The following is a 25581-nucleotide window of genomic DNA, read 5'->3' as shown; positions in this document are numbered from 1 at the left end:
AAAATGATGTCTCGCTTGATGAAGTGGATAGCATTTTTTCTTTTTTTGCTTATCCTCGATTTTGCACGCCTCATGGATGCGTTAGATAATGTCATTGCACATTTAAAGCAGTGGTTTTCAAAGAATTAGTCTCACTAAATTTATCCTTAAAATATGAAAAAATGATTAGGCTTGCAAAAGCTTGAGGGAATGAACTTCGCTTATGAAAAAGGAAAGTTTTACACAAACGCTGTTTGCGTGGATGGGTGGTAAACACTATCTGCGTAAGAAAATTATACCGATTTTAAATAATATTGACCATGAAACCTATGTTGAACCATTTTTAGGCTCTGGTGTTATTTTCCTAAATAAAAGACCAGCAAAATATTCCGTGATTAATGATTTGAATGGAGAGATCACGAATCTGTTTCAATGCGTTCAAAACCATTTTGATGATTTAGCCAAACGATTGGAGTAGTTTGTTTGTTCAAGACAGTTGTTTTTTGACCTTGCTGCGATTGACCCAGAAGAGCTCTCCAAAGTTGAAAGAGCCGCACGGTTTTTATTTCTCCAGCGTTGTGTGATGTATGGGAAAAAAGAGTATGTCTCTTTTAGCTTTGGAAGAAAAAAGCCTATAGCATTTAATCCCGAAAAGCTTTTAGCGAGGATGAAACGTGTTAGACAGAAGCTTCTTGATACGACGATTTTAAATTTGTCGTGGGAGCGGGCTATCGAGCTATTTGATGCACCCGACAGTTTATTTTACCTAGACCCTCCTTATCTTGTAAAGAAGAAGTGCTATAGCTCTGGGAATTTTGTTGAAGATGATTTTGTAAGTATGGCAAAAGTTCTCAAAAGTATTCAAGGCAAATTTGTCTTGAGTCTGAATGATTGTGATGCGGTTCGAGAGATCTTTAAGGATTTTGACTTTTTAGAATTAGAGACCCTTTGAACCTCTGGTTTTGCTAAAAAATCACTCCGAAAAGAACTCTTGATTCGCAATAATTGAAGAAAATCATAAAAAGATTTGTTAGAATCAGAAGAAAATATTTCTTCTCTAATAGGACTTTTTTTGATGCTTACACCATTTGGTAAAACCTTACGCAAACTTCGCATTGATCATTCAGAACGCCTTTAGATATGGCTAAAAAATTAGACATATCTGTAGCATTTTTATCTTCTGTCGAGATTGGCAAAAAATCTGTTCCTGTAGGACTGGAGAAAAGGATCATAGAGCTTTATGGTTTAGATAAAGAGAAGGCTTCTCTCTTAAGGAAAGCAGCTTATGCTTGTCGCAAAAGTTTTACAATCAAGACTTCTGATCCGTTGAGGCGTGAAGCTGTTGGTGAGTTTGTTAGAAATTTAGAGAATTTTTCACAACAAACCTTAGCAGAATTAAAAGACCTTCTTGAGAAAGTTTGCAAAAAAAGAGGCGTCCTATAGAGATAGGTTAAAAAATCCTATTCCCTAACTTTTATTTACGCGTCCCTCACTGTAAAAAATATATGGAAAATCAATAAATCATTTTGGATAAAAAAGAGCATGGTGCCCCCAGAGAGACTCGAACTCCCGACCCCCTGATTACAAATCAGGTGCTCTACCAACTGAGCTATAAGGGCGTAACCATGTAGGAGTTAGCACAAACTAACAAAAAGGAAAACAGAAAATTATTAAATTTTATGTATATTAAAAGAAAACTATATAAAAAATAACCAATTTATTTCCTTTTTCCACTTTTTACAGCAAGGTTGGAACTATCCTTATGTTGATATCTTATAGAATCTTTTATAAGAATGCACCGTTTTGCTATCGAATTACGAATCTGAAGACTTTGATTGATGAGCAAGGTAATTTTCTAGCCAGTGAATATTATAATTACCATCAGCAACATCTTGATTATTAATAAGATCGCGAAAAAGAGGCAGTGTAGTTTTTATCCCATCGACGACAAATTCATCTAAAGCACGCCGTAAACGCATCATACATTCTAAACGGGTACGTCCATGAACAATCAGCTTTCCAATCATGCTATCATAGTAAGGAGGAATGCGATAACCTGAATAAGCGCCTGAATCAACACGAATCCCTAAACCTCCAGGTGTATGAAAATGTGTAATGGTTCCAGGTGATGGCGTAAAGTTAATAGGATCTTCTGCATTAATACGGCATTCAATGGCATGACCAGAAAAACAGACTTCATCTTGTGTCACTGAAAGTTTACAGCCTGATGCAATATGGATTTGTTCGTGGACTAAATCTATACCTGTAATTGCTTCAGTTACAGGATGCTCGACTTGTAAACGTGTATTCATTTCAATAAAATAAAATTCGCCATTTTCATAAAGAAATTCAATAGTACCAGCTCCACGATATCCAAGTTGGGCACAAGCATTTGCAACAATATTTCCAATTTTTTTCCGTTCAGTTTCATTAAGTGCAGGTGACGTAGCTTCTTCCCATACTTTTTGATGCCGTCGTTGAAGTGAACAATCGCGTTCTCCTAAATGAATAGCATTTCCCGCACCATCACCTATGACTTGAATTTCAATATGACGGGGTTTTTCTAAATATTTTTCTATGTAAACAGCATTATCACCAAAAGCAGCTTTCGCTTCTGAACGCGTTGTTTTGAGAGCTATAGAAAATTCTTGTTCAGAATGAACGACTTTCATACCACGTCCGCCACCACCGGCAGAAGCTTTTATAATAACTGGATAACCAATTTCACGAGCAGTGCGTAAAGCATCTGATTCTTCAGTGACTGCTCCATCTGAACCTGGAACTACAGGAATACCAAGTTTTTTGGCGGTTTTCTTTGCTTCGATTTTATCGCCCATGATGCGGATATGAGTAGCTGTTGGACCGATGAATGTAATATCATGGGCTTCTAGAACATCTGCAAATTTTGCATTTTCAGAAAGAAAGCCATAACCTGGATGAACAGCATCCGCTCCTGTAATTTCACAAGCAGCAATAATTTGCTGAATACTCAAATAAGAATCACGAGCGGGAGGAGGGCCAATACAAACACTTTCGTCAGCAAGACGAACATGCATTGCATCTGCATCAGCGGTAGAGTGAACAGCCACGGTTTTTATGCCAAGTTCTTTACATGCACGTAAAACGCGAAGAGCAATTTCTCCTCGATTAGCAATGAGGATTTTTCGAATCATGTTTGCCCCTCGCTTTATTCAACAATAATAAGTGGTTCACCAAATTCAACAGGTTGACCATCTTTGACAAGAACAGTGGTTACCGTACCGGAGCGCGGTGATGAAATTTGATTCATTGTTTTCATGGCTTCAATAATAAGTAATGTCTCCCCTTCAGAAACATTTTGTCCTACTTCTACAAAAGGTTGTGCGCCTGGTGAGGGTGCAAGATAAGCTGTTCCAACCATTGGAGAGGTTATTGTGTTTTTTGATTTATCTTCTTGGATAAATTGTATAGGAGATTCAGCTGTTGGAACTGGAGAAGATGTTACAGAAAAAGTAGGAGTAGAAACAGGGGCATAGATTGCTTGCTCAGAAGAAGTTAAGGTATTTTGGCGTGAGACACAAATACGAAGCTCCCCTTGTTCAACTTCAATGTTCGTTAAATTTGTATCATTCAAAATTTCAGCAAGATCACGAATAATTTTCGTATCAATTGCGGTTTTTGCCGAATCCATTTTTTTTGTTGCCATTTTATTTCTAACTCCTTGATCAATGAAGATCGTCATTATCTCATTTTATGACCGAATCTCATTTTATGACCGAATATCTCTAGATTAGGGATGACATCTTTTGAGGCTTTAAAGATTTTTATTTCCTTTAAATCATTATACTTTGCAATTTAAAACTTGTATCTGCTTTACGTAAAATTGCACTTATAAGCCTGTTATCAAAAAAGAGAAAGCATAAAATTACCTCATTTACAGTATTCTTCCTAAAACGGATCAGGTATTCACTGTGTATTATCTATCGCTTGTTTTAGAATATCTTGTCTGGCTGCGCCGATGAATATTTTATTACCAATGATGTAAGAAGGTGTTCCCGTAATATGAAGTGCAGAGGCAATTTGAATGTTTTCTTTAAAAGCGTTTTGCAGAGTGGGATCTTTTATTGCATTATGTAGTTTTTTTTCATCTGCTCCTAATGAAACAGCTATTTTTATAGCTTTAGCTTCATTTGCACGCCCTTGATGCATTAAAAGCTTTTTATGAAACTGAGGATATTTTTCTGGAAATTGTTTTCGAAATGCATAGGCAACGGTATGAGCCGCCATAGAATCAGATCCCAAAATCGGTAAATCCTTGATAATAACCCGTAGATCTGGATATTCTTTTATCAAGCTTTCTATATCTGAATAGGCACTTTTACAAAATCTGCAATTGTAATCAAAAAAATCAACAAGTATTTTTTTACCATTTGGATTCCCCAAAACAGCGTCATGAGGAGAGTGAAAAATTTCCTTTTCTAATGAATGAATGACAGAAGTTTGTTTTTGGTTTTCGTATTCATTCTGTTTTTCCAGCTTATCTTGAAGAATAAGCTGCATTTCAATCATAATTTCTGGATGAGTAAGAAGATACTCTCTGACGATTTGTTGAATATGATGAGAATCAGTATGTGGTATCATTTTTTCTTTAAGCTTAGATAAAAAGCTAGAATCTTCCAAAAGTTGTGATTTAAGCTTTTCTAAGCTTAAATCATTTGCTGTTTTTGAGTGTGATGTTGCGTTTGATAAAGAAGGTAAAAAGATTAAAATACTCGACATAACTATGACTAAAATTTTTGAAAAAAGTATTATTTTCGAGTTTTGAGAGTGATAATTCATTTGTATACCTTCACATTTTTTAGGGTGTCATTGAGTGAACTATATGAAAAGCGCTATCTATGTGCAATGAAGCATTTAGTTATAGTGTATCTTTAAGAATGAGAAAAAACATCAATTTTTCTCTAAAAAGATTTCATATGATAAACCTTGTCTTGGTAAGGATTATGTTTTGTAAAAGATAAAAAAAATCTCTTTAATTTGTCAAATGTTGTTTTGATGTATAAGGGTATCAAAAGCTTTTTGTGCATGTTTATTTTAGGAAAAAGTACGTTGATAATACAATGAAGAACACTTGTATTATTTTTTCCTGTTGATTTATTGAGTACTGAGAAACAAAATAAAATAATGAAAAGTGAAATTATGAAAACCACAACACATTATGAGCTGTTTATCATTGGAGGAGGGATAAACGGCTGTGGATTGGCAAGAGATGCAGCAGGACGCGGATTTAAAGTGGGATTGGCTGAAATGAACGATCTTGCATCTGGGACCTCAAGTGCGTCAACAAAGCTTATTCATGGTGGGCTTCGTTATCTTGAACACTATGAGTTCAAACTTGTTCGTGAAGCATTGAAAGAACGCGAGATCATTTTACGTATGGCTCCACATATTGTGCGTCCTTTGCGTTTTCTCCTTCCTTATCATAAAGAATTGCGCCCTGCTTGGATGTTGCGTTTTGGACTTTTTATTTATGATTATTTAGGGAATTGGAATCAGAAATTGTGGCGCAGTAAAACGATTAATTTTTCAAAAAAATTTTGCTCTACACTGAAGAAAGAATATCAGAGAGGTTTTGAATATTCTGATGCAAGAGTAGATGATGCGCGTTTAGTTATTGGCAATGCTCGTGATGCAGAAAAGTGGGGAGCTGATATAAAAGTACGAACAGAAGTTCTCTCTTTAAAAAAAGAAGACAATAAATGGCGTATCTTTCTTCAAGACAAGTTAAGTAGCAAAGAATATAGTGTCACAGCTTCTTATGTCGCGAATATGACAGGTCCTTGGATTGATCATGTTTTAGCAAGCATATTAGATTGTAAAGAACATTCACCAGTACGGCTTGTTAGAGGTTCTCATATTTTGGTTCCCAAGCTTTATACTCATGATCGTGCTTATATTTTTCAAAATGGTGATGGGCGTATTATATTTGCTATTCCGTATCAAGAAGATTTTACCTTACTTGGAACAACAGATTGTAATTATCAAGGAGATCCGGCTGACGTTCATATTACTGATACAGAAATTGATTATATTTGTGCAGCAGCCAGTGAATATTTCATACAACCAGTGTTGCCTGAAACGATTGTCTGGTCTTACTCGGGAGTTCGTCCACTCTATGATGATGGAGCTTCAAAAGAACAAGAAATTACGCGCGATTATGTTTTAAAAGAAATGGGAACAGGAACGACACCAAAGATACTTAATCTTTATGGTGGAAAGATTACAACTTATCGTAAGTTGGCTGAAGATGCGATGAAATTTGTTGAAAAAGAGCTTGGTAAAAAGGGAGCATCATGGACGGCTAAGGCAGTACTTCCAGGGGGTGATTTTCCCTATAACAAATTAGATACAATCGAAAATAGGATTGCTCTTTTAATGCCAGATTTAGATGCTTTTACACATCGCAGGCTTGCACGCTCCTACGGTACGGAAGCATTGGTGATCTTTGCACATGGTAAGGCAAATAAAGGAAAAAATTTTGGACATGGGCTTTATGAAGTAGAAGTAAAATGGTTGATGGAAAAAGAATGGGCTAAAGTATGTGAAGATGTGTTATGGCGTCGTTCAAAACTGGGGCTCCTATTTAATGAACAAGAGGTTGATACTCTTTCTTCCTATATGCAAAGCCAACAAGAGATTGAACAACGTTTATGATCATTTCATTTTACAGATTGTATCTGCAATATTGTAAAATATTTTCCTTCGAGAGATACTGATATTATTATAGATATTAAAAAGGCAATGGTTGTCTATACCCTGATTTTAGTTTTTTTTTGCAAGAATCACGAAATGGCAAAATTAGATAGAATATTTAAGATGAAATTTGTCTATCTTATAAAGTGAAATCTAAGAATATTACCAAAAAGAACTCATTGATAAAAAATAATTTATAATTAGATTCCTGTGAAATAAGGGTTTTTCCTTCTTTAGGAGAAGATAAAGCTACTTTCTGTATCGTTTATTTGCACAATGAGTTAAAAAAATCTAAAGAAAATTAAATCGATCATGAAAAATTCTATAATGTGTTAGTTTAGCATTTATTATCTTAAATGCTGTACTAAATCATGTAAGGGAAGAGGCTTGAAGAGCGTAAGAAGAACTTATAAATGAGTTTTTTATATTATAGTAAAAATCTTCTTTTTTCATGTTTATATACCTGAACACTAATCTATGAGAAATGCGATATTGTGTTGTGGCATGATTGATTGTAGTAAACCTTGATATCAATTGAAAATAATGAGCTGTTATTATACTCATGATAGTATAAGAGAATAAAATTTTCCGTAAACTAAAAGTAAGTATTTTTTTTTATGTATAAAGAGAGAGCTATAGGGACATGAGAGTAATACCCTCATGATATTTTACAATCTTCCATCGCCTATAAAATTTGCAGTAGCACCAATGTTGGACTGGACAGACCGACATTGCAGATTTTTTTATCGTCTTTTAACGAAAAAAGCTCTCCTTTATACGGAAATGATGGTAGCAGATGCTGTCATTCATGGTGTTCGCGAACAATTGTTGGCTTTTAGCGACAAAGAACGTCCAGTTGCATTACAATTAGGGGGGGCAGATCCGAAAAAGTTAGCAGAAGCTGCACGAATTGCTGAGGATTTTGGCTACAACGAAATAAATCTCAATGTTGGTTGTCCATCAAATCGTGTTCAAGCAGGTGTCTTTGGAGCTTGTTTGATGCTACATCCAGACATTGTGGCAAATGCCGTAGAAGCAATGAAACGAGAGGTTACTATACCTGTAACTGTCAAATGTCGGATTGGAGTGGACGAACAAGATGAAGAATTAGCATTAGATCTTTTGGCTAATCAAGTTTGGAATGCTGGATGTGATGCGCTCTGGATACATGCACGCAAGGCATGGCTACAAGGATTGAGTCCGAAAGAAAATCGCAATATTCCGCCCCTTAATTATGAAAGGGTTTACAAATTAAAACGTCAATATCCTCATAAATTCATTGGGATAAATGGTGGAATTAAATCGATTGATGAGATCAAAGAACACTTAACTTTCTGTGATGCTGTCATGGTTGGTCGCCAAGTTTATCATGATCCAACTTTGTTAAAACATATTGATTTTGAACTCTATGGTGAGTCGCAGAATAGTCTAAGTGAGAGTGATCTTATTGAGCTTATGTGTGATTATGCAGCTCGACATATTGCATCGGGGGGGCGGCTTTCTCATGTGACACGTCACATGATTGGTTTATTTCATGGGCGGGGTGGGGCACGTCGATGGCGGCAAATACTATCAAATGATGCGACAAAACCAAACGCAGATATATGTACTTTAAAAGAAGCTTTTTATGCTCTCATTTAATAACAGTCAGACAATTAACATATATTAAAGTTGAGATCCTTTGCGTTTTGATTTCTTTGCGATAATTTTGATCCTTTTAATTTTATAAGTTTTTGAAAGTTTATAACTTTTATTATGAATAAGAATGTTAGAATTTATATATTAAACGGCATGCTGATTATACCTATTAAATAAAAAATAACTTAAGGGTATCACTGTAAAGGTAGTCATAAGATATTAATAACATTTTGAATCTTGCACGTTTGTTATTGGGGTAGAAAATAGAATGTAGAAATTATTGCTTTCATAGTATTTAACATTTTTAAAGCACTGTTAAAAAAACAATAAATTATTCATATCCTGTATATATGACGTGATTTTCATAAACATTGTAGATTTTAAAAGGTATCCTTATGATCGCTAGTCCATTTGATGATTTTCGTGCTTTACTTACAAATTTACCTGTTGCTGATGAGTTTTCTATAATTTTGGCAAAAAAACGGCAAAAAAACTTAACAAAAGAGCAAGGAACATTGGGAAAACTAGGAGATCTTGCTGTTTGGTATGCGGGGTGGAGAGGTACAGAAAAACCTATAGTAACGCGACCTTTGGTTGCTATTTTTTCTGGAAACCATGGTATTGTAGAGGAGAATATTACACCATTTCCACAATCTATGACACAAAAAATGGTACAAAATTTTGCATCTGGCGGTGCTGCTATCAACCAAATTTGTATCGCTTATGATCTGGGATTAAAAATTTTTGATTTAGCATTGGAATATCCAACAATGAATATTACCAAGGATGCTGCAATGGACGAGAGAAGTGCAGCTGCTACAATGGCATTTGGAATGGAATCCATTGCGGGTGGAACAGATCTTTTATGTATTGGTGAAATGGGAATTGGAAACACAACAATAGCTTCAGCTTTATGTTTAGCATTGTTTGGTGGAGACGTTGAAGAGTGGACAGGATATGATATGGAATCGGAGGGTGATTTTTATCAGCGTAAAATAGCAGCGGTTAAGGCAGCAGTTTCCTTGCATAAGGAGCATTTAAATGATCCTTTTGAGATAATGCGTCGCTTAGGAGGACGTGAAATTGCTGCTATGGTTGGTGCTATTTTAGCGGCAAGAATGGAAAAGATACCCGTTATTTTAGATGGTTTTGTGGCAACAGCAGCAGCAGCGATCCTTTATAAAATACATCCAAAAGCTCTTGATCATACCCTTGTTGGACATGTTTCTTCTGAGACAGCTCATCGTAAACTTTTAAAAAAAATTGGCAAAGAACCACTTCTAGATTTGGGGATGCGTCTTGGTGAAGGGACAGGAGCAGCTATGGCAGCTGGTATTGTCAAAGCTGCTGTTTTAACACATGCACAAATGGTGTTTTTTAACAAGAAAGTTTGAATGCCTAAAAGATCATAAGACGGATATAAAAAATCTTAAGAGCTTTGTTCATGCGTCTTGTCGTGTAATTTAATATAATTAAGTGGAAGTTCTGTTGTATATTTAATCTGTTCCATTGCGAAAGAAGAAGAGACATCACGGATGTCAATTTTAGAAATTAATTTTTTATAAAAAAGATCATAAGCTTCAATGTTGGGCACAACAACACGCAATAAATAGTCAATATCTCCACTCATTCGATAAAATTCAATGACTTCACGGAATTCTTGCACAATTTTTGAAAAACGCTTAAACCATTCATGACTATGTGTATTTGTGCGAATAGACACAAAAACAGTGACGTGTGCGTTTACTTTTTCTGGAGAAAGAACAGCAACACGACGCTGAATGACGCCATCTTCTTCAAGTTTTTGAATTCTACGCCAGCAAGGAGTGGTCGAAAGTCCCACTTTTTTAGCAATATCAGCAACAGAAAGTGTCGCATTTTCTTGCAAAAGATGTAAAATTTTTCGGTCAAGACGATCCATATTTTTTCTCAATATTTTAATTTATAAAAATTTACGCACTAAACAACGCAGATATACAATAAGCTCATCGTTAAACCATGGTTTTTTCTGTAACCAAGAAGTATTTCGCCATGACGGATGAGGCAAAGGCATAACATTATAGCCTCGAGGTTGAGGAATGGAAAGAATATTTCTCCAATCACCAACAGTTGCAGAAACGGTTTTATGTTTTAATTCTGTAATGTGCCACTTTTGCGCATAACGACCAATGGCAAGAACAAGCTTTATTTGAGGCATTGCCTGAAATATCTTTTCATGCCATATTTCTCGACATTCACGTCTTGGTGGTAAATCAGCTTTATTTTTATCATAACCTGGAAAACAAAATCCCATAGGAACAATAGCAAAGAGAGATTTATTATAAAATTCTTCTTTCGTGACACCTAGCCAATTACGCAATTTTTCGCCAGAGCGATCATTAAAAGGGATAGAAGTTTCATGGACACGCAACCCTGGTGCTTGGCCTGCAATTGCAATCGAAGCAGTATCGGATAAATAAACGACAGGGTTTGGTTCATGAGGAAGAGGAGGAAAATAATGGGGTTGTTGGACGCAAACACGACAGGAATAGATCTCTTTTTCAAGTTTGATAATTGGGCTACATTGTTTCATTAGTAAATAAAATTAAAAAATATTTTTTTATTCTGTGCGAGGATTTGCTTTGCGCCATTCTTTTGGTCGTTGAAAACTTGATGCCCATATTCCTTTCTTTTTCTTTCTAGCTTCTTGCTCTTCTTTGGGGTATTCATAATAATTTACAGCCCAACCATTATGTACAAGTGTTGCGTTGATATTGCTAACTTGTTTTGTTTTACATGTTGCAAGAATACGGCGATATTTATCTGTTTTTTGCCAGTGACATGTAACAGTTTGATTTTTTAATAGTTTTTCTAAATATTTCTTTGCCTCAAGCCCACAAGGGTAGCGTGCTTCTTTTTTTCCACAAAATTGGTGGAGTTCAGGAGCATCAATTCCAGCTAGTCGAATCTTAATTGAAGAAATCATAATGGTATCGCCATCAATGATTAATGCATTTCCTTCAACAGTGTTTTGAGAAGAAAATTTTTCTTTTTGAGGCAACAGCTGAGTTTTCTTAAAATAAGTTGACATAATGATAAGAATGCTAGCAGCGACAAAAATACTGAAACCGATAACTTTTAGATTAAAGCTTCTTAGATTAAAATGAGAAAAAGATTTTTTCATGAAATAAAGAAACTGCTAACATTATTATAACTCTATTTTAGTATTGTTTATAATTGACCCGAGAAACTTTATTCATATGACGAAACAGTGTTTCGTTTTAATGACAAAATTTTCATTAGATATCACAATAATCAAATACTCATACAGAATATATGTAAGCAACTTAAATAATAAATCAACTTATCCAAATCCGTACAAAACATACAAAGTTTAAAGTAAACTTTTTAAACTTAAGGAAATAAAAAAACATCCCTCAAAAAATAACTTTGAAGAGCAATACTCCCACATTTCTTTTGGAGTATAAAATCTATCAATTTAATAATAATTTTATTTATTTAATTTTTGTTTCCTTAAATTCAACGTGCTTTTTTACAACTGGATCATATTTACGCTTGCTCATTTTATCTGTCATTGTACGGCTGTTTTTCTTTGTTACATAGAAAAAACCAGTATCTGCAGTTGATAAAAGCTTGATCTTAATGGTTGCTGCTTTAGCCATAATGTAAATACCCTATTTATACTGAAAAAATATTATTGCTGTCAAAACTTATTTCCGACATCATCAGATTTTCCGGCAACACTACGGATGTTCTCAAAAAAGTCAAGAGCTGATTAATTTTCTCATAAGTTGGACAAACACCAAAATGACATATAAACCGAAAAAAACAGCCATGGCTATTGAAAAACCAAAGGATTTAAAGATATCCATGGATTTTCCGATAAAGGTCGGTCCGATGAGCATACCAATTCCATAACAAAAAATAAAAGCAGAATTAGCAGCAGCAAGTTCTTGCCCCTTGAGACGGGCTCCTAAATGTGCAAGACTAATTGTATAAAGGCTCGCTGATACACCACCCAGAAAAAACAAATCAAGCATCAGAATCCATGGATATTGAAGAATCCATGGTACTATAAAAGTTCCTATAAAACCTAGAATAGCGCAACTCATCAGCGGGTAGCGTCGATCTTTGGCGTAGTCGCTTATAATGCTGATAGGAATTAAGAGGAAAATATTCCCAAGTGCAAGGGTTGCCATAAAATGTGCTGCTTCATTCTCATTATAACCAATGGATAAACTAAAGGGTATTATAAGAGTTAATACGCCCATTTGAATGGCCCCGTAAACAAGGACCGCCATCATTGCACTTGGAACGTGAAAAAGATAACGAAAAAATGGCATATATTGATTTTTTTGAAATTCTGGACTTAATTTCCAAGCGGTAAGAATTGGTATAGTAGCAAGTATAATAAGGCTATATCCAACAGCAAAAGGAATAAATCCTTGTGTTCCCACTTTTGCTAGCAGCGTTAGACCTATTATAAACCCTAATCCTAAGACAATAGCATAAATAGAAAGGATCAAACCGCGTTTTTTTGGGGGAGCATAACTGTTGATCCAAAACTCTGACAGGATAAACATAACTGTCATGCTGAAATGTAATATAAACTTTAAAATAAACCAAATCCATATGGGATCAAAAAAATAGAATCCTAAAAAACTTAAAGATTCTATCGCCATCATAAGCAATATTGTTTGAGCGATTCCTAAGCATAAGGCAATTCGAGACGTAAAAATAGCTGCAATAATTGTGGCGATTCCACCAACTGTTCCACTATAGCCGATTGTACTGTTGGAAAGTCCTTTCTCTGCCATAAGAAGAGAGACAAGTTGTGTTCCCATTGCCAATGCTGTTCCAACAGTGCCAATGGTTGCAATAGCGGCAATAATTGCACGCAAAGAATTATTTTGAGAGTCAAAAGGTTTTTTTTTCATGAGAATGGCTTAAGGTACTCTTGTTTATTTAAACAATGAAAAGATGAGCTGAAATGAAAGGGAGCCAAAACTATCCTTTGCAGTTTCTCTCATTTCCTAAGTATAAAAAACTGCAAGATTTTTATATGGTTATTATAGACTTAACAATAAAATTTACCCTCTTGTATACTAAAGAAAGAAGATTGTACATATAAAATAATATAAATATTATATAATATAAGCCATTTCTTAAATTGAATTTATTATTCATATTATATTTAATGGAGGGCAAGAAGATTAATTTTTTCTTTTCCCATAAAAAGTATACTTTTGTTTTTTTAATTTGTTTTTATGGTAGGATGTCGGTGAAAATTTTATTGGACGAGGTTTTGTTAACAGTTCAAAGCATAAAGCGCCAGCAAAAGGTTGTACCGTTATAAGTTTTACTTCTACAACATCACTGAGCTGATAGCCTTTATGGCTACGCTGTCCTACAAGAACATGTTGTGCTTCATCAAAATGATAATAATCATTTTTAAGTGTAGAAATATGGACAAAACCATCTGTATTGAGTTTATCAAGTGAGATAAAAAGACCTGCTTTTGTAACTCCGGAAATGCGACCTGTAAAAATACGACCGATTTTATTCATTAAATAGTGAGCAACAAGCCGATCAATCGTTTCTCTTTCAGCCATCATTGCACGGCGTTCGTATAAAGAAACTTGCGTAGCAATTTCTGCAAGATTTTGTTCTTGTGTATCTGTTAATTGATCATTTCCTAATTTGAGAGCTTTAATGAGTGCTCGATGAATAATGAGATCAGCATAACGACGGATTGGTGATGTAAAATGTGTATAGTTCTGCAAATTTAAACCAAAATGGCCACTATTTTTAGGGTTGTACTCTGCTTGTGATTGTGAACGCAAAATAACTTGATTGACTAGTTCTTGTTGTTGAGTATGAGCGACCTTTTCTAAAATTCTATTAAGGCGCGCTGAGGTAAGTTCGCTTCCGCGGGAGAGTGGTATCCCCAAACTTTGAAGAAAGCTCCGAAGTATTTCTTGCTTAGCAAGAGAAGGTTTTTCATGAATACGATAAATGAGCGGCTGGTGATGTTGTTTTAATGTTTCAGAAGCTGCAATATTAGCTTGTATCATAAACTCTTCAATTAAACGATGCGCTTCTAGTTGTGGTTCACTCACAACATCTTTTATGCATCCATTTTGATCAAGAATAATCTTTTTTTCTGCAATTTCTAATTCTAGTGGTTGGCGACGATTTCGCGCAGCTTTAAGGCATGCATAGGCTTCCCATAAGGGGTGCAAAATGCTCTCAAAAAGAGGGGTTATTTTTTCATTTATATTACCTTCAATTGCCAATTGTACTTCTTGATAAGAAAGTTTGGCTCTTACACGAATCATAGTACGATGAAAACTATGTTTTCGTTTATTACCGTTTGCATCAAAAATCATACGAACGGCTAAAGCTGGTCTTTCTTTTCCTTCACGCAGAGAACATAAATCATGAGAAAGGCGTTCAGGTAACATTGGCACAACGGTATCGGGAAAATAAACAGAATTTCCACGTTTCAATGCTTCTTTATCTAAAGCACTTCCTGTTTTGATATAATAAGAAACATCTGCAATGGCTACAATAATAATCCAACCATCATTATTTGCTGGATCCTTATCCTTGGTTGCATAAACTGCATCATCATGGTCTTTTGCATCTGGTGGATCAATTGTAATAAAGGGTAATTGTCGCCAATCTTCACGATTATCCATATTGGCAGCTTTGATATGTTTGGCTTGCTCAAGAACACTTTCAGGAAAAATATAAGGAATTCCTTTCGAAAGAAGCGCTATCATTGAGAGTGTTTTCTCACTCTTAATGTGCCCTAAAACATTCTTTATTTTTGCGCTCTTTAATCCGTAACCAGTATTTTTTTTTATTTCGACTTCAACGAGATCACCAATTTGAATCTTCATTTCTGGAGACATTTCAACAATGAGTTCATTGGTTTTGCGGTCTATAGGATCAAGGCGCCATTGATTATTTTCCAATTTTCGTACAATAGCAAATGCGCTTTTGGGAGATACATCAATTTTACGAATAATTCGTCCCGTATAAGGATGGCTTGAGCTTTCAGAATTTTTATTTCGAAAAACTTTTACAAGAATATGATCTCCAACACCAATATTACTTCCTGTTATGTGATGAAAAGAGTGTATTTCAATATTGGGCTTTGGAGAATCTTCCCATTCAAGAGGTTGTGCAATAAAACTTCCATCTTTATCACGTCCGCTAATTTTTACTAAAGAAACAGGGGGTAATTTTCCTTTGTTTATTGCTCTTTTGTGGTGTTTAGATATGAGATTTTGATCCTTTAACTCACGTAACATATCTCTAAGCCAGATACGAGAATCGCCTTTTAAGTTAAAAGCTTTAGCGATTTCTCGTTTACTTGAGTGGTTAGGATTCTCAATTATAAAGGAAAGGATTGCTTCCTTATTGGGAAAAGTTTTCCCCTTGAATGAAGAGAGATATTTTATGTTTTTTTCACCTTTAGCCAAAATTTATGTCTCTTTTATTTTTGCTTTTGTTTTAGAAGAAGCTCTTTTTGAAGTTGTTTTTTTACTCGATGCTTTAGCCGATATAAGTTCTAGTGCCTCTGGAAGTGTTACACTAATGGGATCTTTATCTTTTGGCAATGTTGCATTAATTTTACCCCAATTGACATAAGGACCATAACGCCCGTTGCGCACGGTAATGGTTCCTCCTTCGGGATGCTCTCCTAATGTTGCCAATGCTTCAGGTGTTGTTCTGCTTTGCCTGGTTTTGTTTTCTTGTTGTTCTGCTAATACTGTAACAGCGCGATTGATACCAATATCAAAAACTTCATCTGCATGAAGAAGGCGCGCAGATTTTCCATTATGGCTAAGATAGGGACCATATCGTCCAATCGTAGCCGTGATTGTTTTTCCGGTTTCAGGATGAATGCCAATTTCACGGGGAAGGGATAGTAAAGCCAAGGCTTTATCAAGGGTTACATTTTCTGCCTGCCATTCTTTTGGTAATCCTGCACGCTTAACTTCTTTGCTTTCACCAAGTTGAATATAGGGACCAAACCGGCCATTACGAAGAGAGATCTCTTTTCCTGTTTCAGGGTCAATACCAAGTATAACAGGTTCATCATTGCGTACAGCTTCATTCTCTTCTCCAGTATCTGTACCAAGTTGGTGTGTGTATTTACATTCGGGATAATTGGAACAGCCAACAAAAGCACCATAACGCCCAAGTTTTAATGATAATTGACCATTTTTACAAAGAGGACAGGAACGCACATCACTTCCATCTTCGCGTTCAGGAAAAGCGAGAGGTGCTAATGTTACATTTAAAGCATCAAGAACATTGGTTATACGGAGTTCTTGGATATTGCTAATAGATGCATTAAATCCATCCCAAAAATCTCGCAATACGTCTTTCCAAGAAAGTTTGCCATCAGAGATAAGATCCAGCTTTTCTTCAAGATCTGCTGTGAAACCATATTCTACATAGCGATTAAAAAAATTTTCAAGAAAGGCTGTAACAATACGTCCCTTGGCATCGGGAATAAGCTTTCGTTTATCAATGACAATATATCCACGGTCACACAATGTCGCTAATGTGGATGCATAAGTTGAAGGACGACCAATTCCTAACTCCTCAAGCTTTTTAATTAATGAAGCTTCAGAATAACGAGAAGGGGGCTCTGTGGTATGTTGTACAGATTCAACTTTTTCTTTTGTAAGTGCTTCACCAGTGTTTATTTGTGGTAAACGTGTTGTTTCATTTTCTTCATTATTTTCTTCGTCTCGTTGATCCGTGTAGACGGAAATAAAGCCATCAAAACGAACAACAGATCCTGTTGCCCGTAGATTTGCACGCTCTTCTCCTTGCTGTGCTTCAATTTCAACGGTTGTACGTTCAATGTCAGCAGAGCGCATTTGGCTGGCAATGGCACGCTTCCATATCAGATCATAGAGCTTTGCTTGATCGCTATCGAGAAAATTACGGACTTGACTAGGATTGCGTTGAAAATCTGTTGGGCGGATCGCTTCATGTGCTTCCTGTGCATTTTTTGCCTTTGTTGAATAAAAACGTGGCTTTTCAGGAATATAGTCTTTTCCGAAAGTTTCATGAATAACTTTTCGTGCTGAATCAATAGCCTCTGGTGCTATCTGCACACCATCGGTACGCATATAAGTAATAAGCCCTGCCGTTTCACCATTAATTTCAATGCCTTCATAAAGCTTTTGGGCAATTTGCATAGTGCGAGAAGCTGAAAAACCTAGTTTTGAAGAAGCTGCTTGTTGTAGTGTAGAGGTCGTAAATGGAGGAAAAGGATTTCTCTTTGTAGGTTTTGCTTCAACACTGAGTGTATGATATTGAGCTTTCTCCAGCATAAAGCGAATTTGGTCTGCTTGTTCTTGAGATTGAATATCAAGCTTGCCTATTTTTCTTTGATTAAACATTGTCAATCTTGCTTGGAAACTATCATTTCGGATGGTTTTTAACTGTGTTGTAATGGACCAATAATCTTCTTTGATAAAATGTTCTATTTCTGATTCACGATCACAAATAATACGCAAAGCAACCGATTGAACGCGTCCTGCTGAACGCGCACCAGGGAGTTTACGCCATAAAACAGGTGAAAGTGTAAAACCAACGAGATAATCGAGAGCACGACGTGCAAGATAAGCATCGACAAGGGATGTATCAATATCACGTGGATTATTCATAGCATCAAGCACAGACTTTTTGGTGATGGCATTGAAGACAACTCTTTTAATAGGTTTATCTTTTAAAACTTTTTTTTGACGGAGAACATCCAGAATATGCCATGAAATAGCTTCCCCTTCACGATCAGGGTCTGTTGCTAATATAAGGCTATCGGCTTCTTTAACGGCTTTTGCTATTTCATTTAAACGTTTAGCGGCAGCAGAATCTATATCCCATTTCATAGAAAAATCTTGATCCGGTAAAACAGAACCATCTTTTGCAGGCAAATCACGAACATGTCCAAATGATGCGACAACTTTGTATTGAGATCCAAGATATTTATTAATTGTTTTTGCTTTTGCTGGAGATTCAACGATAACGATATTCATAATTTTACCCAAATATTGAAATAAAAATTTTTTTATAAACGCCTTTTACGCGAATAGCTAATGCCAATTGCTTAAGAGCACATAAAAAATATTAGCCATATAAAAAACATGAATATTGTACAACTTATGATTGTCATTATTAGAGTACACCCTATATAGAATTACACGATTTATTTTCCACTGTTATTACAAAAACATACGGCGAAATACTAAGATAACGTCTATTGAGAGGTAGGAGGGAAAATGCTCAAGGATAGAGGATTATGTTTATAAATCATTTAAAAGTTATCCAATATATTACAGACATGTCAAAGCAAATGAATCAGATGGCGCGTCAGGCGCACAGTCCGCTTTTAGCATTGCTTTTGGATATGGTTGCCAAAGAAGGGCAAAGCATTATTAATAGTGCTGAGGCTCTTGGGGAAGATCAAGATTCGACAATGACACACAACCACCAGAGTGTCGAATAAGCTTTCCAGCAAGGTCGAGTTCTACCAACAAGAGGTAGAGAGCTGGGAGTGAAACACCTGAGTGGATACTGAGTGTGTCTAAATCGATTGGCGTTGTTGAAAGAGCGGAGAGAACTGCTGCACGTGCTGCATCATCATCTGCTAAAGAGGGATCACTGTTTTTTTCATCTGCTAAATTAAAATTCTCCTTTTCAAGTTGTAAAGAGGATGGTTCCTCAAAAAAATTGAGTTGCGAATTTGGAAGCGGTGAAATTAATGGCGTAAGTGTTTCTATAATGTCAGAAGGATGTGTGGTGAGTAGAGCACCGTCTTTGATAAGATTGTTTGTACCAACAGATCTTGGATCAAGTGGAGAACCGGGAATGGCAAAAATTAACCGTCCCATTTCAGCTGCTTGACGTGCGGTAATTAAGGACCCTGAGCGCAGGGCTGCCTCTACAACCAAGAGACCAAGTGATAGAGCTGCAATAATACGGTTTCTTCTTGGAAAATCGATAGCACGCGGCTTCCAAGAAATGGGCATTTCGCTGATGATGGCTCCACCGTTGGCGATAATATCTTCGTGCAACTTTTTATTTTCAGGAGGATAGATATGATCAATTCCTCCAGCCATGACTGCAACAGTTCCTGTTTTTAAACTTGCTTGATGCGCAACGCTATCAATTCCACGAGCGAGCCCAGAAATTGTTACAAAGTCTGCTTCTCCGAGAAAACGCGCAAATTGAGCCGTAAGCTTTTTCCCAGCAGCTGAAGCATTTCGAGAACCTATAATTCCAATAGAAGTTTTTTGAAAAATTGAAATATTACCTTTGATAGCAATAAGCGGCGGAGGGGCTTCTGTAACCTTAAGAAAAGCTGGATAGTCTGGTTCGCCCATACCGATGAACCGAATATCTAATCTTTCAGCTTCTTGCATTTCTTTTTCTGCATCTTCTAAGCTTGCTATTTTAATAGATACAGAACCACCCCCTTTTCTACTAAGCTCTGGCAGTGCTGCCAGAGCATTTTCTGCTGTTTTATAATGATCAATGAGATTGCGAAAACTAACAGCTCCAATATTTTCACTGCGCAATAACCGTAACCAGCTTAGACGTTGATGATCAGTAAGCAGGATTCCTTTATTTATCTCCGTGTTGCGTACCAATCTTACTTTCTTCCCCAATTAATAATCTACCGATATTTGCAGAATGTTTTATAAACACAAATACGCTCATCACAATCAGCATACAATAGAAATAAGAAGCGGAAAAATAAAAAACAAATATCGGTGTGATCGTAACAGCAATAAGCGCAGATAATGAAGAATAACGCATGAGGAGAAAAATCGCACTCCATACAATAATAAAAATAATTGCTGCAGGCCAATAGATTCCTAAGCAGACTCCTAGATAGGTAGCAACACCTTTGCCACCTTTAAATTTAAGCCATACGGGGAAAAGATGTCCTAAGAAAACAAAAAAGCCTGCTAGAGAAACAAGGATACTATTGTCTAGCGGATCACTAAAAAACTTTATAACGAAAACAACGATAGTTCCTTTCAACATATCACAAAGAAGTGTTAGAGCAGCAAGCTTTTTATTTCCTGTTCGTAAAACATTTGTTGCTCCAATATTGCCGGAACCGATTGTTCTTATATCACCAATTTTGAACAATTTCGTAAAAAGAAGCCCAAATGGAATCGAGCCAATGAGATAAGATACGAGGAAAATAAACCATGGAGTGGACTGAAAAAATATTTCTGCTTCATTCATTAAGAATCTCATTAAGTTTGTTGATCAAGTTTAAAAACGTTTTTCCCTTTCACAAAAGTCTGGATCACGCGTCCTTGAAAACGTGCATTCTCAAAAGGGGTATTTTTTGAACGTGAATAGAGCTTCTCTTTCGAAACAACCCATGGTTCTTCAAGATCAACCACAATAAGGTCTGCATGAGCCCCTTTTTTGAGTGTTCCTGCATTGAGTCCAAAGAGCTTTGCAGGCGCCGTTGACAAAAGTTCCGTTATCCGTAGAAGAGATAGGCTCTCATTATGATAAAGACGTAAGGCTGCGCTCAATAAGGTCTCCATACCAATAGCGCCAATTGCCGCGTCATTAAATGGTAAATGTTTTGTGTCGATACTCTGAGGATCATGAGAAGAGACAATAACATCTATAATCCCATCCTTTATTGCTTCAATCATTGCTACACGGTCTTCTTCTGTACGCAATGGGGGCATTAAGCGAAAAGAAGTGCGATATTGTCCAATGTCATTTTCATTGAAAGATAAATGATTAATAGATACACCCGCTGAAATTTTCTCACTGCGTTTTTTACCTAAACGAAGTGCATCAGCAGAGAGTGCTGTCGATATTTGAGCGGCATGATAGCGTGTTTGCGTTAATGCTGCTAAACGTAGATCTCTTTCAAGTGGGATAACTTCTGCTTCGCGAGGGATGCCAGAAAGACCAAGCCAACTGGCAAGCAGTCCTTCATTCATCACACCTTGCCCTGTAAGATCTTTATCTTGCGTTTCATGCATCAATGGAACATCAAAATCGCGTGCATAAGTCATTGCACGCCGCATAACAGATGAATTTTGAAGTGTTTTTTTTCCTTCACTAAAGGCAACGGCTCCAGCATCTTTGAGCAAACCAAATTCGGTTATTTCTTGTCCGTTGAAACCTTGTGTGATTGAAGCAACGGGATAAATATTGACCAATGACATTTCCTGTGCTGTATGCGTAATAAATTTAACGAGTGCTACATTATCAATAACTGGATGCGTGTTTGGCATCATAAGAAAGGAAGTAATACCACCTGCTGCGGCCGCGTAACTTGCTGATGTAATTGTTTCACAATGTTCATTCCCTAATTCTTCAACAAAAACGCGCGCATCAACAAGTCCAGGGAGAATTGCTTTGTTTTGTGCGTTAATAACTTCTGCTTCTTCAGGGAATCCCTGATTCAGAGCTTCTTTTCCAGCGGCTATAATTCGTCCATTTTCAACAATAACTGTACCAATTTCATCGATTGCGCGCGAAGGATCAATAATACGAGCATTTTGAAAAACAATTGGTTTTATCATTTTTTTTCTCCACTGATCTTTGCGCGTGAATCTAATAAAGCCTCCATGACAGCCATACGCACTGCAATTCCCATTTCTATTTGTGTATGAATCATACTTTGTGGTCCATCTGCTATGTCGGATGCAATCTCTACACCACGGTTTAATGGGCCAGGATGCAGAATAATAGAATCATTTTTGGCATAGGCTAAATTTTCTTTATGTAAGCCAAAATAATGGAAATATTCACGCGTAGAGGGAATAAAAGAGCCTGTCATCCGTTCATGCTGTAAGCGCAACATCATGATAACGTCAGCATTTTTAAGACCTTCTTTCATCGTGTTAAAAACCTCAACACTCATATGAGCGATTTCTGCGGGTAAGAGTGTTGAGGGAGCAACAGCACGAACACGAGCACCCAAAGCATTGAGACACAGGATATTGGAACGGGCAACACGTGAGTGTAAGATATCTCCGCAAATCGCAACAGTTAATCCTTCAATACGACCTTTTGCCCTTTTAATGGTTAGAGCATCTAATAAAGCTTGGGTTGGATGTTCATGAGCACCATCACCTGCATTAATAACACAACAATCAACTTTTTGCGCTAATAAAGCTGCCGCTCCTGCACTGTTATGGCGAAAAACCAGTATATCTGGCTTCATCGCATTGAGAGTTGTAGCAGTATCAAGTAATGTTTCTCCCTTTTTTACAGATGAGTTGCCGATCGCAAGACTCATCACGTGTGCACCTAGCCTTTTACCCGCTAATTCAAAAGAAGATTGTGTTCGCGTAGAGGCTTCAAAAAAGAGATTAATTTGAGTCCGTCCATGCAAAGTAGATTTTATTTTATCAATTTTGTTAGAAAGGATAATATTTGCTTCTGCACGATCAAGCAATGTATTAAGATCTTGTACACTCAGATCTTTAATAGCTAAAAGATGTTGATGAGGGAAAAGTGGGAAAAAATTATCTTGCATCATAGCATTCTTCTTTATCTCTCTCTAAACAGGTTAAACAAGCATTTGTTTGAATATGATAAATGTTTCTTAACTCTAAAAAGACAAATAGTCTATGATATGAATGATTTGAATGTAGGAATATACCTATGAGTGCTGTATCTGCGCAAAATACTCGTCGAAAAAATACATTTCTTAGCGATACGCTTATGTTTCGTATTGCTTCTACTTTGCCTAAGTTTTTGTTAGCAAGTTTTGAAGAAATAGGGGATTTTGCCGCGAGTCGAGAAGCATGGAAACTTTCTTGCTTAGCGAATCATTATAAGCCTTTACTACGCTATAATGATGAATGGGGGCAACCAACAGAAAGATTAGAGATCCATTCTTCCTATCAAGCTCTTCAACAATATTCTAGACAAGCAGGTTTGGTTACCTCGCTTTGGGAAAATACGAGCTCAGAAAATGGAGTACGCTATCAAGCGCGTGCGATTCGTTTAGCTTTATCTGCTGGTTTAGAAACAGGACATTTGAATGAAGTTATCATAACGAGTGCAGCTATTGCCGTTTTAATTAGTGATATTGAGCTCTTCAAAAAATGGCAAAATGTACTTTTATCACGCCAATATGATTCCTCATCAAAACCTATTCATCATAAAAAGGCTGCTTCTCTAACTTGTGCATTTGACGATATTGAAAAATACGCTTTCAATTTTCCAAGTGTTAAGAAAATTTCTTTCGATGAAAGTATGGAACGTGATCTATATCGTTTAAATGTTGTAAAAACCAACGTTATTAATCCTACCGCTGACGGATATCTTGTTAGTGCAGATTTAGATGGTCATTTAAGTTGTTTTTTTATTCCACGCATACAAGAAAATGGCGCATTAAATGGATCTATATCGATTCGTCATTTAATTCAGCGTTCTGGAGAACTTTTAACACCAGAGGGGGTTGTCGACTTCCAAGGCAGTTATGGCTGGCTTTTGGGAAATGCTGGAGAAGGGCTTAAAGTTATTAAAGATATCGAGACGATGATGCGTTTCGATCAATCTGTCATATCGGCAGGTGTTTTACGAGCGGCTCTTCAATTTGGTATGGATTTTTTCCGGAAAAAAATCCCCAATCAGCCTTTACCTCCACTGACAGAACGTATTTTTGCAGATATTGCATTAGATATAGCTGCCTCACAAGCATTGGTTTTGCGTTTAGCGAGAGCATTTGACAATGCAGCAAATGACCGTTCTGAAGCAGCTTTTGCCCGCATTATGACACCTATTATTGCTTATCATGTAAGTCAATTGGTTGTGCCTATTATTGGTGAAATTATCGCACAACTTGGTATTGAAAGTTTTATAGAGAATAATCCATTATCACAAATGTTGCATAATGGGCCTGCGCGAATTGTGAGAAATAGTTCTGCTAATCAATTGGTAAAGGATGCCATTCTTATTGCTGAAAAAGCACCGGGATTGTTTCAGAAATTGTTGGAAAAAATTGCTCTTGATATTGGACCAGCAGGACCCCGAGCAATTGAAATTATTAAGTCAGCAGATGATATGGCATCAGCAAATGAAGGTGCAGGAAGATTTTTTGTTGAACAAGTAGCTTATGCAGCAGCAGCAGCAGCATTACGTTCTACAGACATAGAACATGTTGCGAATGCCTATATGGAAAGCCGCCTTGGGGGACAATGGAGATCTTCTTACGGGATGCTCATTGCACGATATAATGCAGGGCATTTGCTCAATGTTCTCTATCCTTCCATATGATGAAAGTTTTGAATTCTATTGAGAGCACCTTGCAATATAAAAGCGGCGGCGGCCGAATCAATACGGCTTGCTCTTTTAGCGCGCGATACATTCATTTCTAAAAGAGACCGTTCCGCAGCAATTGTTGATAAACGTTCGTCCCAAAAAACAAATGGAATTTTTGTATAAGCTTTCATATTACTCACAAAAGCTCTGGTTGCTTGAACACGAGAGCCACTGCTTCCATTCATGTTAAGAGGTAAGCCAATGATAATAACGCCTACATTTTCACGGTCAAAAATTTTAATAAGTGTGTAAGCATCTTCTGTAAATTTTTTTCGCTGTAGTACAGGACGCGGATTTGAGACAGTCAGCCCCATATCAGAAATCGCAATTCCGATCGTTTTTGTCCCTAAATCTAAGCCTGCTATTGTTTGTCTAGGCAAAAGATGTTTTATAACTTCATCTATATTAATAACAGTCATAAAGGTATAATACGTTTTTTAATGTTTCAGATCTATAGTTATATTCTTTATTCATGTTATCTAATATTCTTGCACTTACAAGTGCAGCCTTGTATAGCCAGAATAAAGATCAATAAATAAACAAAAAAGCAGAAAGGCGTAAAGAGTATGTCTGTTGATCAAGAGACAGTCAAGCGGATAGCACATTTAGCAAGGATTGCCCTCCACGATGATGAGATAGAACCTGTGACAAAAAAATTCAATGCTATTTTAGGTTTTGTAGAACAATTGAATGAAGTTGATGTCAGTGGAATTGAGCCATTAACATCTGTGATGCCGATGACTCTACGAATGCGTGAAGATAGTGTTACAGATGGTGATAAAGCAGCAGATATTGTAGCCAATGCCCCTGTTACAGAAGAAAATTTTTTTCTTGTCTCAAAAATTGTTGAGTAACTTTTTATATTTTTGAAATTTGAGA

Annotated in this window: 21 protein-coding genes, 1 tRNA gene and 2 pseudogenes; 8 read left to right on the top strand and 16 right to left on the bottom strand. The window is 36.5% G+C overall.

The window, feature by feature from the left end; all coding sequences use genetic code 11:
• Window positions 1–202: 202 nt before the first annotated feature.
• Together ACFIM6_RS05235 and ACFIM6_RS05230 are read left to right on the top strand one after the other, a co-directional pair.
• Window positions 203–931: pseudogene (locus tag ACFIM6_RS05235) on the top strand (DNA adenine methylase).
• 123 nt (window positions 932–1054) lie between these two features.
• Window positions 1055–1422, top strand: a pseudogene (locus tag ACFIM6_RS05230) (XRE family transcriptional regulator).
• Between the two features lie 100 nt (window positions 1423–1522).
• Here ACFIM6_RS05230 and ACFIM6_RS05225 read toward each other — a convergent pair.
• The 4 genes from ACFIM6_RS05225 to ACFIM6_RS05210 all read right to left on the bottom strand — a co-directional run bounded on the left by ACFIM6_RS05225 (window position 1523) and on the right by ACFIM6_RS05210 (window position 4797).
• Window positions 1523–1598: transfer RNA gene (locus ACFIM6_RS05225), tRNA-Thr, on the bottom strand.
• 195 nt (window positions 1599–1793) lie between these two features.
• Window positions 1794–3152, bottom strand: coding sequence for an acetyl-CoA carboxylase biotin carboxylase subunit (accC, locus tag ACFIM6_RS05220; RefSeq protein WP_375611949.1), 1359 nt, complete (start codon window positions 3150–3152; stop codon window positions 1794–1796).
• Between the two features lie 14 nt (window positions 3153–3166).
• Window positions 3167–3664, bottom strand: a complete 498-nt coding sequence (gene accB / locus ACFIM6_RS05215) for an acetyl-CoA carboxylase biotin carboxyl carrier protein (RefSeq protein ID WP_375611948.1) — start codon at window positions 3662–3664, stop codon at window positions 3167–3169.
• Window positions 3665–3924: 260 nt separating this feature from the next.
• Complete coding sequence (locus tag ACFIM6_RS05210) at window positions 3925–4797, bottom strand: DsbA family protein (protein WP_375611947.1); 873 nt, start codon at window positions 4795–4797, stop codon at window positions 3925–3927.
• Between the two features lie 345 nt (window positions 4798–5142).
• Between ACFIM6_RS05210 and glpD the strand changes: the two genes are divergently transcribed.
• From glpD to cobT, 3 genes are all read left to right on the top strand, one after another.
• The gene (gene glpD, locus ACFIM6_RS05205) at window positions 5143–6672 is read left to right on the top strand and encodes a glycerol-3-phosphate dehydrogenase (RefSeq protein ID WP_375611946.1); all 1530 of its coding nucleotides are present in this window, start codon (window positions 5143–5145) and stop codon (window positions 6670–6672) included.
• Window positions 6673–7371: 699 nt separating this feature from the next.
• On the top strand, window positions 7372–8352 hold the full coding sequence (dusA, locus tag ACFIM6_RS05200) for a tRNA dihydrouridine(20/20a) synthase DusA (RefSeq protein ID WP_375611945.1): 981 nt from the start codon (window positions 7372–7374) through the stop codon (window positions 8350–8352).
• Window positions 8353–8744: 392 nt separating this feature from the next.
• A complete protein-coding gene (cobT, locus tag ACFIM6_RS05195) occupies window positions 8745–9743 on the top strand; it encodes a nicotinate-nucleotide--dimethylbenzimidazole phosphoribosyltransferase (protein WP_375611944.1) in 999 nt (332 codons plus the stop codon).
• Between the two features lie 35 nt (window positions 9744–9778).
• Here cobT and ACFIM6_RS05190 read toward each other — a convergent pair whose 3' ends face one another.
• From ACFIM6_RS05190 to topA, 7 genes are all read right to left on the bottom strand, one after another.
• The gene (locus tag ACFIM6_RS05190) at window positions 9779–10270 is read right to left on the bottom strand and encodes an Lrp/AsnC family transcriptional regulator (protein WP_375608344.1); all 492 of its coding nucleotides are present in this window, start codon (window positions 10268–10270) and stop codon (window positions 9779–9781) included.
• Between the two features lie 21 nt (window positions 10271–10291).
• Window positions 10292–10921, bottom strand: coding sequence for a uracil-DNA glycosylase family protein (locus ACFIM6_RS05185; protein ID WP_375611943.1), 630 nt, complete (start codon window positions 10919–10921; stop codon window positions 10292–10294).
• 27 nt (window positions 10922–10948) lie between these two features.
• Entirely contained in the window at window positions 10949–11512 is a 564-nt protein-coding gene (locus ACFIM6_RS05180; protein WP_375611942.1) for a thermonuclease family protein, read from the bottom strand.
• A gap of 331 nt (window positions 11513–11843) precedes the next feature.
• Complete coding sequence (gene rpmG, locus ACFIM6_RS05175) at window positions 11844–12011, bottom strand: 50S ribosomal protein L33 (RefSeq protein ID WP_004864083.1); 168 nt, start codon at window positions 12009–12011, stop codon at window positions 11844–11846.
• Window positions 12012–12113: 102 nt separating this feature from the next.
• A complete protein-coding gene (locus ACFIM6_RS05170) occupies window positions 12114–13286 on the bottom strand; it encodes an MFS transporter (protein WP_375611941.1) in 1173 nt (390 codons plus the stop codon).
• Between the two features lie 276 nt (window positions 13287–13562).
• A complete protein-coding gene (gene rnr, locus ACFIM6_RS05165; RefSeq protein ID WP_375611940.1) occupies window positions 13563–15839 on the bottom strand; it encodes a ribonuclease R in 2277 nt (758 codons plus the stop codon).
• A 3-nt stretch (window positions 15840–15842) separates the two neighbouring features.
• Window positions 15843–18416: a type I DNA topoisomerase gene (gene topA / locus ACFIM6_RS05160; protein WP_375611939.1), complete on the bottom strand. Its 2574-nt coding sequence runs from the start codon at window positions 18414–18416 to the stop codon at window positions 15843–15845.
• A gap of 263 nt (window positions 18417–18679) precedes the next feature.
• Here topA and ACFIM6_RS05155 point away from each other — a divergent pair, with 263 nt between their 5' ends.
• Window positions 18680–18886, top strand: coding sequence for a hypothetical protein (locus ACFIM6_RS05155; protein ID WP_005773510.1), 207 nt, complete (start codon window positions 18680–18682; stop codon window positions 18884–18886).
• Here the strand turns inward: ACFIM6_RS05155 and dprA are convergent.
• The 4 genes from dprA to ACFIM6_RS05135 are packed head-to-tail and all read right to left on the bottom strand — an operon-like array spanning window position 18816 to window position 22912.
• Complete coding sequence (gene dprA / locus ACFIM6_RS05150) at window positions 18816–20048, bottom strand: DNA-processing protein DprA (RefSeq protein WP_375611938.1); 1233 nt, start codon at window positions 20046–20048, stop codon at window positions 18816–18818. The genes ACFIM6_RS05155 and dprA overlap by 71 nt on opposite strands.
• Entirely contained in the window at window positions 20005–20637 is a 633-nt protein-coding gene (gene plsY, locus ACFIM6_RS05145; protein WP_375611937.1) for a glycerol-3-phosphate 1-O-acyltransferase PlsY, read from the bottom strand. The genes dprA and plsY overlap by 44 nt, the downstream gene beginning before the upstream one ends.
• A gap of 11 nt (window positions 20638–20648) precedes the next feature.
• Complete coding sequence (locus ACFIM6_RS05140; RefSeq protein WP_375611936.1) at window positions 20649–21950, bottom strand: dihydroorotase; 1302 nt, start codon at window positions 21948–21950, stop codon at window positions 20649–20651.
• On the bottom strand, window positions 21947–22912 hold the full coding sequence (locus ACFIM6_RS05135) for an aspartate carbamoyltransferase catalytic subunit (protein ID WP_375611935.1): 966 nt from the start codon (window positions 22910–22912) through the stop codon (window positions 21947–21949). The genes ACFIM6_RS05140 and ACFIM6_RS05135 overlap by 4 nt, the downstream gene beginning before the upstream one ends.
• 125 nt (window positions 22913–23037) lie before the next feature.
• Between ACFIM6_RS05135 and ACFIM6_RS05130 the strand changes: the two genes are divergently transcribed.
• On the top strand, window positions 23038–24657 hold the full coding sequence (locus ACFIM6_RS05130; protein ID WP_375611933.1) for an acyl-CoA dehydrogenase family protein: 1620 nt from the start codon (window positions 23038–23040) through the stop codon (window positions 24655–24657).
• Here ACFIM6_RS05130 and ruvX read toward each other — a convergent pair.
• Window positions 24642–25121 carry a Holliday junction resolvase RuvX gene (gene ruvX / locus ACFIM6_RS05125; protein ID WP_375611932.1) on the bottom strand — a complete coding sequence of 160 codons (480 nt, stop codon included), beginning with the start codon at window positions 25119–25121 and terminating at the stop codon, window positions 24642–24644. The two genes, ACFIM6_RS05130 and ruvX, sit on opposite strands and share 16 nt — an antisense overlap.
• 147 nt (window positions 25122–25268) lie before the next feature.
• Between ruvX and gatC the strand changes: the two genes are divergently transcribed.
• Window positions 25269–25556 (top strand): Asp-tRNA(Asn)/Glu-tRNA(Gln) amidotransferase subunit GatC, encoded by a 288-nt coding sequence (gatC, locus tag ACFIM6_RS05120; RefSeq protein WP_273791024.1) that lies wholly within the window; start codon window positions 25269–25271, stop codon window positions 25554–25556.
• Window positions 25557–25581: the final 25 nt, after the last annotated feature.

This window comes from Bartonella sp. AA9NXGY, from assembly GCF_042196845.1.
Classification (GTDB): Bacteria; Pseudomonadota; Alphaproteobacteria; order Rhizobiales; family Rhizobiaceae; genus Bartonella.
The sequence above is the reverse complement of the archived record's forward strand: the minus strand, read 5'-3'. Positions and strand labels throughout refer to the sequence as shown.